The 16,281-nt window shown below is 66.9% G+C and carries 13 protein-coding genes and 1 pseudogene; 7 read left to right on the top strand and 7 right to left on the bottom strand.

Features of this window, described 5'->3' with window-relative positions; translation table 11 throughout:
- Positions 1-185 precede the first annotated feature (185 nt).
- From OKW40_RS21925 to OKW40_RS21895, 7 genes and pseudogenes are all read left to right on the top strand, one after another.
- Entirely contained in the window at positions 186-1,127 is a 942-nt protein-coding gene (locus tag OKW40_RS21925) for a UDP-2,3-diacylglucosamine diphosphatase (RefSeq protein ID WP_090803742.1), read from the top strand.
- 48 nt (positions 1,128-1,175) lie between these two features.
- Complete coding sequence (locus tag OKW40_RS21920; protein WP_184059774.1) at positions 1,176-2,207, top strand: glycosyltransferase family 4 protein; 1,032 nt, start codon at positions 1,176-1,178, stop codon at positions 2,205-2,207.
- Positions 2,208-2,227: 20 nt separating this feature from the next.
- Entirely contained in the window at positions 2,228-2,911 is a 684-nt protein-coding gene (locus tag OKW40_RS21915) for a diacylglycerol kinase (protein ID WP_184059352.1), read from the top strand.
- A gap of 280 nt (positions 2,912-3,191) precedes the next feature.
- Complete coding sequence (locus OKW40_RS21910; RefSeq protein WP_090803741.1) at positions 3,192-3,917, top strand: TetR/AcrR family transcriptional regulator; 726 nt, start codon at positions 3,192-3,194, stop codon at positions 3,915-3,917.
- A 2-nt stretch (positions 3,918-3,919) separates the two neighbouring features.
- Positions 3,920-4,507 carry a TIGR00730 family Rossman fold protein gene (locus OKW40_RS21905; protein WP_429356875.1) on the top strand — a complete coding sequence of 196 codons (588 nt, stop codon included), beginning with the start codon at positions 3,920-3,922 and terminating at the stop codon, positions 4,505-4,507.
- Between the two features lie 65 nt (positions 4,508-4,572).
- Positions 4,573-5,319, top strand: coding sequence for an SDR family oxidoreductase (locus OKW40_RS21900; RefSeq protein ID WP_187610980.1), 747 nt, complete (start codon positions 4,573-4,575; stop codon positions 5,317-5,319).
- A 282-nt stretch (positions 5,320-5,601) separates the two neighbouring features.
- Positions 5,602-7,654, top strand: a pseudogene (locus tag OKW40_RS21895) (ArnT family glycosyltransferase).
- Positions 7,655-7,708: 54 nt separating this feature from the next.
- Here OKW40_RS21895 and OKW40_RS21890 read toward each other — a convergent pair.
- The 7 genes from OKW40_RS21890 to OKW40_RS21860 form a co-directional block, all read right to left on the bottom strand.
- Complete coding sequence (locus OKW40_RS21890; RefSeq protein WP_429491478.1) at positions 7,709-8,353, bottom strand: DUF924 family protein; 645 nt, start codon at positions 8,351-8,353, stop codon at positions 7,709-7,711.
- On the bottom strand, positions 8,346-8,759 hold the full coding sequence (locus tag OKW40_RS21885; protein ID WP_429491476.1) for a group II truncated hemoglobin: 414 nt from the start codon (positions 8,757-8,759) through the stop codon (positions 8,346-8,348). Before OKW40_RS21885 ends, OKW40_RS21890 begins: the two co-directional genes overlap by 8 nt.
- Before the next feature lie 37 nt (positions 8,760-8,796).
- A complete protein-coding gene (locus tag OKW40_RS21880; RefSeq protein ID WP_429492021.1) occupies positions 8,797-11,286 on the bottom strand; it encodes an ABC transporter permease in 2,490 nt (829 codons plus the stop codon).
- A gap of 101 nt (positions 11,287-11,387) precedes the next feature.
- Positions 11,388-11,999, bottom strand: a complete 612-nt coding sequence (locus OKW40_RS21875; RefSeq protein WP_187610983.1) for a DUF4126 domain-containing protein — start codon at positions 11,997-11,999, stop codon at positions 11,388-11,390.
- A 232-nt stretch (positions 12,000-12,231) separates the two neighbouring features.
- Positions 12,232-12,552, bottom strand: coding sequence for a quaternary ammonium compound efflux SMR transporter SugE (gene sugE, locus OKW40_RS21870; RefSeq protein WP_429356870.1), 321 nt, complete (start codon positions 12,550-12,552; stop codon positions 12,232-12,234).
- 102 nt (positions 12,553-12,654) lie between these two features.
- Positions 12,655-13,353 (bottom strand): two-component system response regulator KdpE, encoded by a 699-nt coding sequence (gene kdpE, locus OKW40_RS21865; protein WP_176109149.1) that lies wholly within the window; start codon positions 13,351-13,353, stop codon positions 12,655-12,657.
- Positions 13,346-16,240 carry a DUF4118 domain-containing protein gene (locus tag OKW40_RS21860; protein WP_429491473.1) on the bottom strand — a complete coding sequence of 965 codons (2,895 nt, stop codon included), beginning with the start codon at positions 16,238-16,240 and terminating at the stop codon, positions 13,346-13,348. The genes kdpE and OKW40_RS21860 overlap by 8 nt, the downstream gene beginning before the upstream one ends.
- Positions 16,241-16,281 lie beyond the last annotated feature (41 nt).

The raw sequence follows: 16,281 nt of genomic DNA, 5'->3' as shown, positions 1-16,281 counted from the left end.
GGTGCCGCCCCGCACAGGGGCAACGCTAATAGACCGATAAGACAGCAAGGAAAGGCCAACCAAGCCAGAACAACGAAAAAACAGGCCCCGCCAAGGCCCCTCCGTAATAAGAACTTCTCATGACTGTCACGCCGCAGTCACGCGCACCCGGCCCAATACGGGCACCGCCACTCGACGCGTGAGCCATGGACCCCAATACGTCCGCGACTTCCCTGTTTCGTCAAACCGGACCGAGCGTCGACCCCGTCGCGTTCCGGCCCGCTCCGGGTTCTACTCAACACGGCCTGCCGCTGCCCGCGACGCCATCACTCGATGCCCGCGCCGATCATCCCGATGACGGCCACGACGATCCGCATCGCTATCGCACGATCTGGCTCTCGGATATCCATCTCGGCTCGAGCGGCTGCCAGGCGGGATATCTGCTCGACTTCCTACGCCACAACGAATCGGAGTACCTGTACCTCGTCGGCGACATCATCGACGGCTGGCAGTTGAAGAAAGGCTGGTACTGGCCGCAGGCGCACAACGACGTCGTGCAGAAAGTGCTGCGCAAAGCGCGCAAAGGCACCCAGGTCATCTACGTGCCCGGCAATCACGACGAAGCCGCGCGCCAGTTCTGCGACCTCGCGTTCGGCGACATCCACGTACGCGGCGAAGCGTTCCACACGACGCTCGCCGGCAAGCGGCTGTGGATCGTGCACGGCGATCTGTTCGACGGCGTGATCCAGCACGCGAAATGGCTCGCCTATCTCGGCGACACGCTGTACACGATGATCCTCGTGCTGAACCGCTGGTTCAACCGCATTCGCAGCAAGCTCGGATTTCCGTACTGGTCGCTGTCGCAATACCTGAAGCATCAGGTCAAGAACGCGGTCAACTTCATCTCGTCGTTCGAACGCGTAATGACCGACGAAGCGCGTCGCCGCGGCTGCGACGGCGTCGTCTGCGGCCACATCCACAAGGCCGAGATGCGCGAGATCGATGGCGTGCTCTATTGCAACGATGGCGATTGGGTCGAGAGTCTGTCCGCGCTCGTCGAGACTTATGAAGGCGAGCTCAAGGTGATCTTCTGGACTGCGCTGCGCGCGCCCCAGGCGGGCACGCAAAAAGCCCGCGCCACTGCCTGAGCACTTCCACTCTCCACTTCCACAGGGCCCGCAGCGATGAACAACGCGATGAAGATCATGATCGTCACCGACGCATGGGAGCCGCAGGTCAACGGTGTCGTACGCACGCTGAAAAACACCCGGCGCGAACTCACCGCGCTCGGCCATCAGGTCGATCTGCTGACGCCGCTCGAATTCCGCACCATCCCGTGCCCGACTTACCCGGAGATACGCCTGTCGTTGCTGCCGCGCCGCCGGCTGCGCGAGCGCATCGACCGTTTCGCGCCCGACGCGTTGCACATCGCGACCGAAGGTCCGCTGGGCATGGCCGCGCGCGCGTATGCGCTCGAACACAAGCTGCCGTTCACGACCGCGTATCACACGCGCTTTCCCGAGTACGTGCAGGCGCGCTTTCGCATCCCGCTCGCGGCGACCTACAGGTTTCTGCACTGGTTCCACAAGCCGTCGCTCGCGGTAATGGCGCCGACCCCCGTCGTCAAGCAGGACCTCGAGAAGTTCGGCTTCACGAACGTCGTGCTGTGGACGCGCGGCGTCGATCTCGAAATCTTCCGCCCGATGGACTCGAAGGTGCTCAACACCGCGCGGCCGATCTTCCTGTACGTGGGACGCGTGGCGGTCGAGAAGAACGTCGAGGCATTCCTGCAGCTCGACCTGCCCGGCTCGAAGTGGGTCGCGGGCGAAGGTCCGGCGCTCGCCGAACTGAAGTCGCGCTATCCGCAGGTCAACTATCTGGGCGTGCTGTCGCAGGCCGAACTCGCGAAGGTCTACGCGGCCGCCGACGTCTTCGTGTTTCCGAGCCGCACCGACACGTTCGGACTCGTGCTGCTCGAAGCGCTCGCATGCGGCACGCCGGTGGCCGCTTATCCGGTCACCGGCCCGATCGACGTGCTCGGCGACGGCGGCGCCGGTGCAATGCACGAGGATCTGCGCGAAGCGTGTCTGGAGGCACTGAAGATCGATCGGTCGCATGCGCGCGCATGGGCCGAGCGCTTCTCGTGGGCAGCGGCGTCCGCACAATTCGCCGCGCATCTGAAGCCGCTGCGCGACACGGCGTATCGTGAGGAAAGCGCCGCTGCGTGATGCGGCGCGCGGAGCCATCCATGCGAAGCAGTCGATCCAGCGCCGAAGGCGCATCGAACGGCGCACTGCGCGCCGTCGAGTCCACCCGCGACACCACCAGCATCGAACCGTTCGACGACGTACGCGAGCCGGGTATGACCGGGCATGCGGATACCGTGCATCGGGTGAACGGCGCGAGGACCACGACCGGCGGCGCCAGCGTCGCGGGTGGCGTGCAACCTGACGCCACCCAGGACACGACTCGCGACTCAAGCCACGACGCCCCCAACGAACCGCTCAGCCCCGACGACCCGCTCGCCCCGCTGCCCTTCAACCCCTACAAAGGCAACCGCGGCCTCACGCGCGCATGGCACGCGATGAAAAACTCGCTGGCCGGTTTTCGCGTTGCGATTCGCGAGGAAAGCGCGTTTCGTCAGGAACTCACGTTGGCCGCGATCCTGATTCCGTGCGGCCTCGTGGTGCCCGTCGATCCCGTGTCGCGCGTGTTGCTGCTCGGCTCGGTGCTGCTCGTGCTGATCGTCGAGCTGCTCAATTCGAGCGTCGAAGCGGCAATCGACCGGATCTCGCTCGAACGTCACGAGTTGTCGCGCCGCGCGAAGGATCTCGGCAGTGCGGCCGTGATGGTCGCGCTCGGCATGTGTGTGATGACGTGGGGAGTCATCGTCGGGCCGCTGGTCGTCGGCTGGGTTCGCGCGTGGCTTTGAGGTTCGATGCGGGTTGAAGCGCACGCTTCGCCACGCCCCACAGGATGAAAATCCGCGCAGGCGGTTGGGTATTAGAACGCTCGGTTTATAATCGTTTGACGGTCTCACAGGAAAGCGCTCGCGCAAACGGATCCGCGCCTCGCCTCATCCTGCCCTTTCGGGGGGCCCGCCGCGTGTCGGCGGGTTCGGGAGAGCTCAATATACCAACCGCATCCGGGTGGAACACGCAGCAGCGGCACGCCGCCACGCGCCCAGCCCGGCATAACCAGGGCCGGACGACATGGAAGCCAAACCTCCCCGCCGCACGCGCGAACGGATTCTCGAACTGTCGTTGAAGCTGTTCAACGAAATCGGCGAGCCGAACGTCACGACGACGACGATCGCCGAGGAAATGGAAATCAGCCCAGGCAACCTGTACTACCACTTCCGCAACAAAGACGACATCATCAACAGCATCTTCAGCCAGTTCGAGCAGGAGATCGAGAAGCGTCTGCGTTTCCCCGACGACCATCGCGCGACCATCGACGAGATGTGGTCGTATCTGCAGTACATGGTCGATTTCACGTGGCGCTACCGCTTCCTGTACCGCGACCTGAACGACCTCCTCGCGCGCAACCGCACGCTCGAGACGCACTTCAAGCAGATCATCAGCCATAAGGTGCGCTTCGCGAGCCAGTTCTGCGAACAGCTCGTCGCCGACGGCGAAATGGTCGCGACACCGCAGGAAATGCAGGTGATCGCGACCAACGTCGGCGTGATCGGCACGTACTGGCTGTCATATCAGTTCGTGATGAATCCGCGCAAATACAACGAGCAGGAAGCGATCCGCGAAGAGCTGCATCAGGTCAGCGTGCAGATCGTCTCGCTGATGGCGCCCTACCTGCGCGGCCGTTCGCGGCAGCTGTTCGACGATCTCGTATCGGGCAGGCTGCCCAAGCGCGAGTTCTACGACTACCTGCCGCCGCGTGAAGGCGCCGCGCCTCGCAACGAATCGAAGGACAGTTGAGCATGAAGTCGGTGTGTGTCTATTGCGGCTCCTCGATGGGAGCCAAACCGTTGTATGCGCAGGCGGCGCGCGTGTTCGGCCGTGCGCTGGTCGAGGCCGATCTCGCGCTCGTCTATGGCGGCGGCAAGGTGGGGCTGATGGGCGTGATCGCCGATACCGTGATGGCCGAAGGCGGCCGCGCGATCGGCGTGATTCCCGAGCTGCTCGTCAGCAAGGAAGTGGGGCATAACGGCCTGACCGAACTGCACGTGGTGCCCGACATGCATCATCGCAAGAAGATGATGGCCGAGCTGTCCGATGCGTTCGTCGCGATGCCCGGCGGCGCGGGCACGCTCGAGGAGCTGTTCGAGGTCTTCACGTGGGCGCAGCTCGGCTACCACGGCAAACCGGTTGCACTCCTGAACACCGACGGCTTCTACGCGCCGCTGATCGACCTGCTTCAGCACACGGTCGACGAAGGCTTCATGCGCAAGACCTATCTCGACATGCTGCAGATCGACGCCGATCCGCTCGCGTTGATCGGTAAGCTGCAACGCTACGCGCCGCCCGCGCGCGACAAATGGGCGGCGGTCCAAAGCGACGCGATCTGAATCCCGGGTCCACCGAACCCGAGCGAAGCGCGCCGCGCACGCACCACCCCAACGACGAGGTTGCGATGACGAAAGCTGTTCTGATCACCGGCGGCAGCCGCGGCATTGGCCGTGCCACCGCGCGTCTGCTTGGCGCGCGCGGCTGGTGCGTCGGCGTGAACTACGTGCGTGACCTCGCCGCCGCGCAGCAGACGGTCGCAGAGGTCGAACACGCGGGCGGCCGCGCGGTGCCGATCGCCGGCGATGTCGCGAACGAAGCCGACGTGACCGGCATGTTCGATACGCTGCAGCAATCCTTCGGCCGCATCGATGCGCTCGTCAACAACGCGGGCATCGTCGCGCCGTCGAGTCAGCTCGCCGATATGGACTTCGCGCGTCTGAAACGCATGTTCGACGTCAACGTGCTCGGCGCCTATCTGTGCGCACGGGAAGCGGCACGGCGCATGTCGACCCAGCGCGGCGGCGCGGGCGGCGCGATCGTCAATGTTTCGTCGGCGGCGGCGCGGCTCGGTTCGCCGAACGAATACGTCGACTATGCGGGGTCGAAAGGCGCAATCGACACGATGACGCTCGGCCTCGCGAAAGAACTCGGCCCGCAGGGCGTGCGCGTGAACGCGGTGCGTCCGGGCCTGATCGACACCGAGATCCATGCGAGCGGCGGCAAGCCCGAGCGCGCCGCGCAACTGGGCGCGACCACGCCGCTCGGCCGCCCCGGCCGCGCCGAAGAAGTCGCCGAGGCCATCGTGTGGCTGCTCAGCGACGCGTCGTCGTACGTGACGGGCGCGCTGTTCGACGTCGCCGGCGGCCGCTGAGCGAACGCCGCACGCAACGCGGCGCAAGCCTTAAACGCTTGGCACGGGCCACTACGGCCGCGCCTTTCCAGCCCGCTCCCCCTCTCCTCTTTCCCCACGAACCCTGGTCGATTTCTCATGAAACCGGCACAGCCGCGCATCGAATGCGCGCGTGTTCGTTCGCGTGTAATCTTCAGTAATAATGCGGCGCTACAATCGATCAGATCGTATGCATCCGCAGGCGACGTAAGCAAAGCATAAGTACGAGGCCAACGCCGCCGCGTACGCTGACCAGAGACTTCCATGCAACACAAGCAGTCCACGCGCTGGCGCGCGCACAGTGCCAACGCGACAGCCCCGACCTCGGCCGCTGCAGCAGGCGGCACGCACGAGGCTTCGCTTTCCGCCAGCACCGCGCACCCGTTTGCCGGCGCGCAGACCCAGCCGGCGGCCGGGGACCCCGCGGCTTCGGCCGCAGCGGTATACAGCGCCGACACCGCCCATCCATCGGGCTCCGCCGTTTCTGCCGACCGCGCAACGCGCGGCCTGCAGCGTTGGCGCGCGCTCGCGGCGATCCGCCCGCTGCTGTGGCTGGTCACGCTGGCGATCCTGTGCGCGTGGCTCGCCCCCGGCATTCTCGGCCACGAACCGTGGAAGCAGGACGAAACCTACACATTCGGCATCGTCCAGCACATGCTCGATACCGGCGACCTCGTCGTGCCGACCAATGCCGGCCAGCCCTTCGTCGAAAAGCCGCCGATCTACGATTGGGTCGCCACGGGCCTCGCGTGGATGTTCGGCCGCTATCTGCCGCTGCACGATGCGGCACGGCTCGCGAGTGCGCTGTTCGCGGGCCTGACGGTGTATTACACCGCGCGGGTCGCGCGTCGCGCGGTCGCTGCGTCGAGCTGGTTCGACCTGCGCGTGATCGGCACGCTCGCGCTGTTCGGCGGCACACTCGTCGTCGTCAAGCACGTGCACGACATGATGACCGACGTCGCGCTGATGGCCGGCGCCGCGCTCGGCTTTTGCGGACTGTTCGAACTCGTACTCGTGCATCTGCGTGACGACCCGCGCGCCGCGTCGTATTTACCGATGCACTCGCAAGCCGCCCGGCAGACCGAACCGCTCGATGCCCGCGAGCGGCGTCACGCGATCATCAGCGGCGCGACGATGTTCGGCGCGGGCGTCGGCGTGTCGCTGCTCGCCAAGGGGCTGTTCGTACCGCTCGTGTTCGGCGCCACCACCTGCGCGGCGCTGCTGCTCTATCCCGCATGCCGCAGCCGCGGCTTCGCCGGCGCGCTCGTCCTCGCCGCGCTCGTCTGCGCGCCGTTCGCGCTGATCTGGCCGATCTGCTTCTACCTGCGCTCAGCGGCACTCTTCAAGGTGTGGTTGTGGGATAACAACGTCGGGCGTTTCTTCGGTTTTTCGGTCGCCGAGCTCGGCTCCGAAAACGAGAGCCACCTGTTCGTACTGCGCACCGTGCTGAGCGTCGGCTTTCCGGTCGTACCGCTCGCGCTGGCCGCGCTCGCCGGTGGCGCATGGCGGCGCTGGCGCGATCCGCGCGTCGCGTTGCCGGTGCTGTTCGCGGGTATCGGTTTCGCGGTGCTGCAAAGCTCGGCGACGGTTCGCGAGCTATACATCCTGCCGTTCATCGCGCCGCTCGCGCTGGTCGCGATGCAGGGCGTCGAACGTTTGCCGGCGCGCCTGCATACCGGCTGGGATATGACTAGCCGAGTGCTGTTCGGCAGCACGGCCGCGCTCGTGTGGATCGTCTGGTCGATCATGACGACCCCCGCGAACACGCATGCGTCGCTGCATCTGCTCGGCCGCTGGCTGCCGCTCGACTGGGTGCTGCCGATTTCGCCCGCGCTGATCGTCGGCGCGCTGCTGCTGACGATCGGCTGGCTGTGGCTGCTGCCGTCGTTCAAGTACGCGGGCAAATGGCGCGGCGCGCTTAGCTGGTGCGCGGGCGCGATGCTCGTCTGGGGGCTCGTCAGCACGCTGTTGCTGCCCGTGGCTCGACTACGCGAAAAGCTACCGCTCGGTGTTCCGGGACCTCGGCGCGAAGATGGATATCGAATGGAACGACGGCGACTGCATGGCAAGCTCCGGACTCGGCGAATCCGAAGCGCCGATGCTCTTCTACTACACGGGCATCGTGCATCAGCCGAGCGAAGATCCGCGCACGACCGCCTGCACCTGGCTGATCGAGGAAAGCCGCCGCGACAACGCGCGGCCGCCGGCCGGCGAATGGCGGCTGTTCTGGTCCGGTGCGCGACCGGGCGATTCGGATGAGCTGTTGCGCGTCTTCGTGCGCACGCCGATGGCGGGCAAGCTGCACGGCGACGAGTAGAGCCGCGCAACGCGTCGCGCCGGCCGAGTGTCTCGCGCGCGCGTCTGCGTCGATTCAGAACGACGAACCGGGCTCGCGCAGGAACGCGATCTCCTCGTCGCTCGATTCACGTCCGAGCAACCCGTTGCGATGTGGAAAGCGGCCAAATCGTTCAATCGCTTTCGCGTGGCGCAGCGCGTACTGATAGTAGCCGTCACCGCCCGGCTCCGCCGCAAGCTGTTTGAACAGACGCAGCGACTCCTGCTGGCTCGCGAGCGTTTCATCGTGCTCGAACGGCAGATACGCGAACGCGCGATGCTGCACGTCCGGCAACAGCCGATCGGCGCCGCTCGCGATGATCCGTTGCGCGGTTTGCAGCGCCTTGCCGTCGGTCGAGAAGGCGCGCGGCGTATTGCGATGGCAGTTGCGCGAAAACTGGTCCAGCACGATGACGAGCGCCAACGCACCCAACGGCGTGCTCTGCCATGCGTCGAGCTGACCCGCGTTCGCTGCATCGATCAGGTTACCGAAACGTTCGCGCAGCGTCGTATCGACGGCGTCATCGCGCTTGAACCAGAGCTTGCGCTCCGTGCCGTGCTCCGGCGTGCCCGGCGCGCCGAACCAGCAGTCGAGAACCTCGCGCGCCCGCGGCGCGAGCGCCGCATAGTCGGCTTCGACCGAATACGGTGCCGAGGTGGCGTGCGGCGGCGTGTCAGCCATTGCGGTTGCGCATCCAGTCGGCGGTTTCGAAGAACGAGCCGAGCAGGCGCTCGCGCAGCGGTTCCGGCAAGCCGACATCCTCCATCGCCCATGCCATGCACCTCAACCACTGATCACGCTCGCTCGACGCGATCACGAACGGCAGATGCCGCGCGCGCAGACGGGGATGGCCAAAGCGGCCGATGTAATGATCGGGACCGCCGAGCCAGCCGCACAAAAACCAGAATAGCTTGTCGCGCGACCCCTCGAGCGACCCCGGATGCAGCGCGCGAATCCCGGCGAAATCCGCCTCGAGATCCATCAGGTCGTAAAACCGGTCGACCAGGTCGCGCACGCGCGACTCGCCGCCCACCAGTTCGAAGGCCGTCGGCTTGTCCGAGGACACTTCGTCGTTCAAATCGCTCATACCCTGCTCAACAGCAAAAAGACATCACCAGGAAAACTCACGCGTCGCGCAGCGACTGCAGCGCCGGCCGCGCCAACACATGCCGCAAACTCAGCCACCCGCCGACACCGGCACACGCGATGCCGGCCGCAATGCCCACCGGCAGCAGCCACGGATCGAAGTCCAGATAAAACTCGAACACGTGCGTGGCCAGCATCGAGCCGACGATCTGCGCGCCGAGCGCCGCCATCAGGCCGGCAAGCGCGCCGACCGCGACGAATTCGGACACCTGCACCGACCGCACCTGACGATGCGATGCGCCCAGCGCACGCAGCAGCGCGGATTCTCGCATACGCTCGTCGCGCGTGCCGGCGAGCGCCGCGTACAGCACCAGCACGCCGGCCGCGAGCGTGAACGCAAACAGGAATTGCACCGCGCCGATCACCTGCTGCAACACGCGCTGCACCTGCGCGAGGATCGGGCCTGTATCGATCGCGGTCAGATTCGGATACGCGGCGATCAGGCCATCGATCGTCGACTGTTTCTCCACCGGCAGATGGAAGCTCGTGATGAAAGTCGCCGGAAAATCCTGCAACGAAACCGGCGGCATCAGCACGAAGAAGTTGACCTTGAAAGAACCCCAGTCGAGCTTGCGCACGCTCGTCACCGGCGCCTCGACAGTCAGCCCCGTCACGTCGAAGCGCAGCACGTCGCCGGGCTTCACGTTGATCAGCTTCGCGAGACCCTGCTCGATCGAGATCTGCGGCTTCGTCGTCTCGCCGAACCAGGTTCCCGCGGCGATCCGGTTGTCGTCGGGCAGTTGCGTCGTGTAGGACAGGTTGAACTCGCGGTCGACCAGTCGCCGCGCATCCTCGCCCTTGAACGAATCCGGATCGACCGCCTTACCGTTGATCGCGACGAGCCGCCCGCGCACCATTGGCGACAGCGCCGCGCCGGCGATGCCGTGCGCGTCCAGATACTGCGTGACCGCGTCGCGCTGATCGGGCTGGATGTCGATGATGAACTCGTTGGGCGCATCGGGCGGGGTCGATTTGCGCCAGCCCTGCACGAGGTCGTCGCGCGTCATCGCGATCAGCAGCAGGCACATCAGGCCAATGCCGAGCGCGGTGATCTGTAGCGCGCTGGTACTGCTGCGCCGCTCGAGCGACGCCAGCGCATAGCGCCAGCCGATGCCCGCATTGACGCGCTCGCTGCGCACCACGCGCGCCGCGCCCCACAACGCGAGCCGCGCGATGCCGGCGAACACCAGCAGCCCGCCCGCGAATCCACCCGCGACGATGCCCCCGAGCTTCAATTCCCCCGCGGCGAGTATCAGCAGCCCCGCGAACAGCACGATGCCGAGCGCGTAGGCGGCCCACGCAGTGCGTCCCTCCTCGCCCCATTCACGCCGCAGCACGCGCACCGGCGGCACGCGCGTGAGCGGCAACAGCGGCGGCAGCGCGAAGCCGAGCAGCAGCACGAGGCCGGCCGCGATGCCTTCGAGCGCGGGCCACAGCGTCGGCTGCGGCAGCACCACGTCGATCAGGCCGCCGAGCCACGTCAGCAGCGCGAGATGCCCGAGATAACCGAGCGCCACGCCGAGCACGCCGCCGAGTACGCCCAGCCCGACGAATTCGAGCGTGAACAGCGCGCGCAGCGCGGCCTGGCTCACGCCGAGACAGCGCATCGCCGCGCAGCCGTCGAGATGCCGGCGCATATAGCGGTGCGCGGCCATCGCGATCGCGACGGCCGCGAGCAGCGCGGTCAACAGCGACACGAGCGTCAGGAAATGGCCCGCGCGATCGAGCGTCTGACGCACCTGCGGCTGGCCGTCCTGCAGCGACTCGAGCGCGACGCCGCGCAGCTTGCCGCCGTCGACGTGCTCATGCGCAAACTGCGCGAAGCGCGCGACCGCGTCGTCTGAACCGGCGACCAGCAGCCGGTACGTGACGCGGCTGCCATAGGTGATCAGGCCCGTCGACGGTACGTCAGCGGCATTCAGCATCAGGCGCGGTGAAAAGTTGACGAACGAAAAGCCGCGATCGAGCTCGCGCGTGATCAGCGCGCCGACCGTGAAGTTGCGATTGCCGAGCTTCACCGCATCGCCGATCTTCAGCTTCAGCGCGTCGAGCAACTGCTGGTCGACCCACACGGTGCCCGGCGCCGGAATCGACGTCGCCGGATGATCGGCCGCACCCGGCGCCGCCGCGATGCGCAACGCGCCGCGCAACGGATAGCCGGGCGACACCGCCTTGACGGCGGCGAGCCGCGACGCCGGCTGCGCGCCGGTCGAATTGATCATGCTGGGAAAGATCGCCGTGGTGGCGGCGCGCAGGCCCAGGGCGTGCGCCTCGGCGGCGAATTGCGGATCGACCGGATGATCGGCGCGCACGATGAAGTCGGCGGCGATCATGCGCCGCGCATCGCGCTCGAGCCCCTGATGCAGCCGATCGCCCAGAAACCCGACGCTCGACAACGCCGCGACCGCCAGCACGAGCGCGAGCAGCAACATCGTCAGTTCGCCCGCGCGCCAGTCGCGCGCTGTCATCCGCATGGCCTGGCGCAACAGATCGATGCCGCCAAGCGGCCGCGCCGGTCTCGTGTCGGCGCGCGTTCTTGAACCCGCCTTGGATCCTGGTAGTGCTTCGCTCAATCGTGCCTGCTCCTCGCAAATCGCGACACCATGTGCGTGGCCATGCCGCGAAAACCGCCCTGCACGCCACGCCACAATCGCGGCAATGCCCACGCCGCGAGCAGCAGGAAGCCTACCATCAAGACCAGAAACACGAGCGGCACGAACAGCGCAAGCAGTACGCCGCCGACCACGAGGCCGTCCTCGGCGGTCGACGTGACGAGGTTCGACACCGGCTCCGGCGACAGGTTGATCAGCGCGCGCGTGCCCGCCTTCGCGAGATGCGCGGTGCCGGCGAGCGTGCCGCCCGCGAGCGCGGCAACGCTCAGCAGCGTCGGATCGGCGTGGCCGAGCGCGCCGGCGGCCAGCACGGCGCCGGCCGGAATGCGGATGAAGGTGTGGATCGCATCCCACAGCGAATCGAACGCGGGGATCTTGTCGGCGAGGAATTCGGCCAGCGTCAGCACGGCCGCCGCACCGATCACCCATGGCGATGACAGCGCGGACAATGTGTTCGGCAAGTGAATCAGGCCAAGACGTTCGAACACGCCGGCCAGGAGGACCGTCAGATAGAGGCGCAGACCGCTGCCCCATGAAAGGCCCGCTGCAAGTGAAAGTGATTCAAGCATGGCCGCCTCCACGCGCTCAGTGCGTGCCAGGCGCCGCGGCGGGAACGAGCGGGCGTTCCGCGCCGAAGCCATCAGGCTCGCCAAGGTGGCCGCGCCAGCCAGGCCGCGGGCAATTTCAAGGTCGTTTCTGTCTCATTATAGCTACGATAATTCGCAGAACGCAGAGCGGCGAAGCCTTCGCTGTGGCTTGCAGGCAATGGCGGCCGCGCCCCGAGCGCAGGTGGCCGCCCGGTCAGTGCCCCGACGACAGCTTCAGGCCGACGAGGCCGATCACGATCAGCGACGCACTGGCGGCGCGCGCGACCGTCAACGCCTCGCCCATCATCACGACGCCGAAGATGAACGCGCCGACCGCGCCGATCCCTGTCCAAACGGCATAGGCTGTGCCGAGCGGCAACTGGCGCATCGCGAGCGCGAGCAGCACGAAGCTGCCGAGCGCGGTCACGACCGTGAAGATGGACGGCCACAAGCGGGTGAAACCTTCGGAAGTTTTGAGACCGGCCGCCCACGCGACTTCGAGCAGACCGGCAATCAGGAGAAGAAACCAGGACATCGACACAGCTCCATGAAAAATGGGGCCGTCCCCGATGACTGATGCAGGCGCAAGGTCGTCCTTACGTCGGGAGATTATAACGAAGCGGCATCGCGGACGAACTCACACCGCACCCACCAGCCGGTACCCGACGCCCGTCTCCGTGACGATATGCTCCGGCTGCGCCGGATCGCGCTCGAGCTTGCCGCGCAGATGCGCCATGTAGATGCGCAGATAGTGGTGACTCTCGACGTGCGACGGCCCCCACACGTCGCGCAGCAACTGCCGGTGCGTGAGCACGCGGCCCGCATGGCGCACGAGCGTCGCGAGCAGCCGGTATTCGATCGGCGTCAGATGAACCGCGGCGCCGTCGCGCGTAACCTGGCGCAGCGCGAGGTCGACGGTGACCGCACCGAAACGCACCTGCGGCGATTCGTTCGCGCCGCCGTGATTGCGCCGCCGCAGATGCGCGCGGATCCGCGCAAGCAACTCGGACACGCCGAACGGCTTGGTCAGGTAATCGTCGGCGCCGGCGTCGAGCGCGGCGACCTTTTCGCTTTCCTGGGTACGCGCCGACAGCACGATCACCGGCAGCTCGCTCCAGCCGCGCAGCTCGCGGATCACGTCGAGGCCGTCGGTGTCGGGCAGGCCCAGATCGACGATCACGAGATCGGGCTTGCGCGTCGCCGCTTCGACGAGCCCCTGCTTGCCGGTCTCGGCGTCGTACACGGCGATGCCCTCGCCTTCGAGCGCCGTGCGCACGAAGCGGCGAATCTGCTTCTCGTCTTCGATCAGAACGACGGTGATGCTCAGGTCACTCATGGGCGGGGCGGGTGAGCGGGTTGAGGTCGGCGGCGGTGTCGGTGTCGGTGGCTGCGCCTTCGTCTTCGAGCGTATCAAACGTCTCGGGTGTGTCGGGCGGCGTCTTGACCGGCAGCGTGAACCAGAAGCGCGCGCCCTCGACGTGGCCATCCGTGGCCAGCCGGTTGAGCGCGCCGATTGTACCGCCGTGTGCCTCGACGATCGCGCGGCAGATCGCGAGCCCAAGGCCGATGCCTGGTTTCGCCGACTCCTTCTCGCCGCGCGTGAACTTCTCGAACACGCGCGCTTCCATGCCGGCGGGCAGGCCGGGGCCGTTGTCGTCGATCGTGATGCGCACGAACGGCGTGCCGTCCGCGTCGATCTGCTGCGCGCCGATCGCGAGCGGCGTGCCGGACGCCGTGTATTTGGCCGCGTTCTCGAACAGGTTCGAGAACAAGCGCTCCATCAACACCGCGTCGAGATGCAGCAGCGGCAGATCGGCGGGCAGCGTAACCCGCACCGGATGATCCGCGAGCACACGCTTGCACGCACGCAGCGCGGCGCCGACGGTCTCCTCGAGCAGCGTCCATTGCTGGTTCAGTTGCAGGCTGCCGGCCTGCAAGCGCGCCATGTCGAGCAGATTCGTGACGATGCCGGTCATGCGCAGCGCTTCTTCGTGGATTGCGTCGACGAGTTCGTCGTCACGCCGCGCGGCGGATTGCGCGTCGGTCCGCAAAGAAGCATTCACCTCGCCTTCTGTCCGCCCCTGTCCCGCCTGCCGCCCCTGCGCGAGCATCGACGAAAACCCGACGATCGTCGTCAGCGGCGTGCGCAGATCGTGCGAAATCGCCGACAGCAGCGAATTGCGCAGCCGCTCCGACTCCATGTTGACGAGCGCATCGCGCGCGATATCGACGTAGTGCACCCGTTCGAGCGCGAGCGCGATCTGCGCGGCGAACGCATCGAGCATGCGGCGCTGTTCGGGCACGGTCAGCTCGCGCTCGTCACGCACGACCACCGCGAGCACGCCGCGCGTGCGCATCGGCGCCTTCAGCGGCAGATACAGCGCCGCGGCGGCCGGCAGCGTATCGGTGCCGTGGCCGGCCGGCTTCTGCTGATCGTAGACCCATTGGCCGACATCGAGATCGAGCGCGTCGCCTTCGAGCGTGATCGCCGCGTCGGGGTCCTCGATCTTCTGTTTGATCTGGTCGGCGCTGTCGGGCAGCAGGATCGCCACACGCGCGCCGAACACCTCGCTCACGTGCCGGGTGCCGATGCCGACGATCTGCTCGGTCGCGAGCGCCGCGGCGAGCTCGCGCGCCATCTCGTACATCGCGCCGGTGCGCTGCTCGCGGCGTCGCGCGACGCTCGCCTCGTGGCGCAGGCTCGAAGTCAGATGGCTGATCACGAGCGAGGTCAGCAGCATGCCGAAGAACGTCAGCAGGTATTGCGTGTCGGAGACCGACAGCGACATGCGCGGCGGCACGAAGAAGAAATCGAACGCGGCGACGCTCGCGAACGACAGCACGACGCCCGGCCCGCGCCCGAGCTTCACCGCGGTGAAGATCACGCCGAGCAGATACAGCATCACGAGGTTGGTCAGATCGATGCGGTCGATCAACTGGCTCGACAGCAACGTGATCGCCGCGCCGATCGCGAGCGCGAACGCGTACGCGCGCGGCGGCGAGCGACGCTCGCGGGCCGCGCTCAACGCCTCGCGCCAAGCGTTCGCGGTCGTGTTCAACAGCCGCCGCTGCGCGCCGCCGTCGCGCTCCGACGACACGCGAATCAGCGTGAGATCGAGATCGCCGCTCTTCTCGGCGATGCGCTCGCCCAGCGGCCGGCGCAGCCAGCGGCTCGCGCCCGTGCGCGACGATGCGCCCGCCACCAGCTTCGATACGTTGCGCGCCTGCGCGTAACCGATCAACGCGTCGAGCGCATCGGTGGCGGCGAGCGTCGCGGTTTCGGCGCCGAGTTCGGCGGCAAGCTTCAGCGCGTTCAACGTGCGTTCGCGGCGCGCGTCGGGCAGGCGCTGCAACGCGGGCGTTTCGACATAGACCGCGAGCCAGTCGGCCCTCAGGCTAGCGGCGAGGCGCGCCGCCGAGCGCACCAGCGCCGGCGCCTCCGGACCGGGACCGACGCACACCAGCAGCCGCTCGCGCGCCTGCCAGATACGCTGGATCGACCGATCGGCGCGGTACTCGCGCATCTGCGCGTCGACCCGATCGGCGGTGCGGCGCAGCGCGAGTTCGCGCAGCGCGATCAGGTTGCCCTTGCGAAAGAAGTTGCGCACCGCGCGCTCCGCCTGCTGCGCCATGTAGACCTTGCCGTCGCGCATGCGGTCGAGCAGTTCCTCGGCCGGCAGATCGACGAGCGTGACTTCGTCGGCATGATCGAACACGCGATCGGGCACGGTCTCCCACACCCGGATGCCGGTGATCTGGCCGACCACGTCGTTCAGGCTCTCCAGATGCTGCACGTTGACGGTCGTATAAACGTCGATGCCCGCGTCGAGCAGTTCGTAGACGTCCTGCCAGCGCTTCAGATGACGCGCGCCCTGCAGGTTCGAATGCGCGAGTTCGTCGACGAGGATCAGTTGCGGCTTGCGCGCGAGCGCGGCGTCGAGATCGAACTCGCCGAGCTTGCGGCCGCGATACTCGATCTGCGCGAGCGGCAGCACGTCGAGCCCCGCGAGCAACGCGGCGGTTTCGCTGCGTCCATGCGTTTCGGCGATGCCGACCAGCACGTCGACCCCTTCTTGCTGGCGGCGGCTCGCGGCCTGCAGCATCGCATAGGTCTTGCCGACGCCGGCCGACGCGCCGAAGAAAACCTTCAGCCGGCCGCGCTGGCGTTTTTCTTCGTCGCGCTGCAGCTTGTCGAGCAGTTGGTCAGGATCGGGGCGGTTCATGCGCAGTGGTTTTGATAGTCGTGCGAGCGGCGGTGTCTGCA

The sequence above is a fragment of the Paraburkholderia sp. RAU6.4a genome (genome assembly GCF_050435625.1).
GTDB classification, from domain to species: Bacteria; Pseudomonadota; Gammaproteobacteria; order Burkholderiales; family Burkholderiaceae; genus Paraburkholderia; species Paraburkholderia tuberum.
Note: the sequence above shows the minus strand (reverse complement) of the source record. Positions and strands in the feature narration are given on the sequence as shown.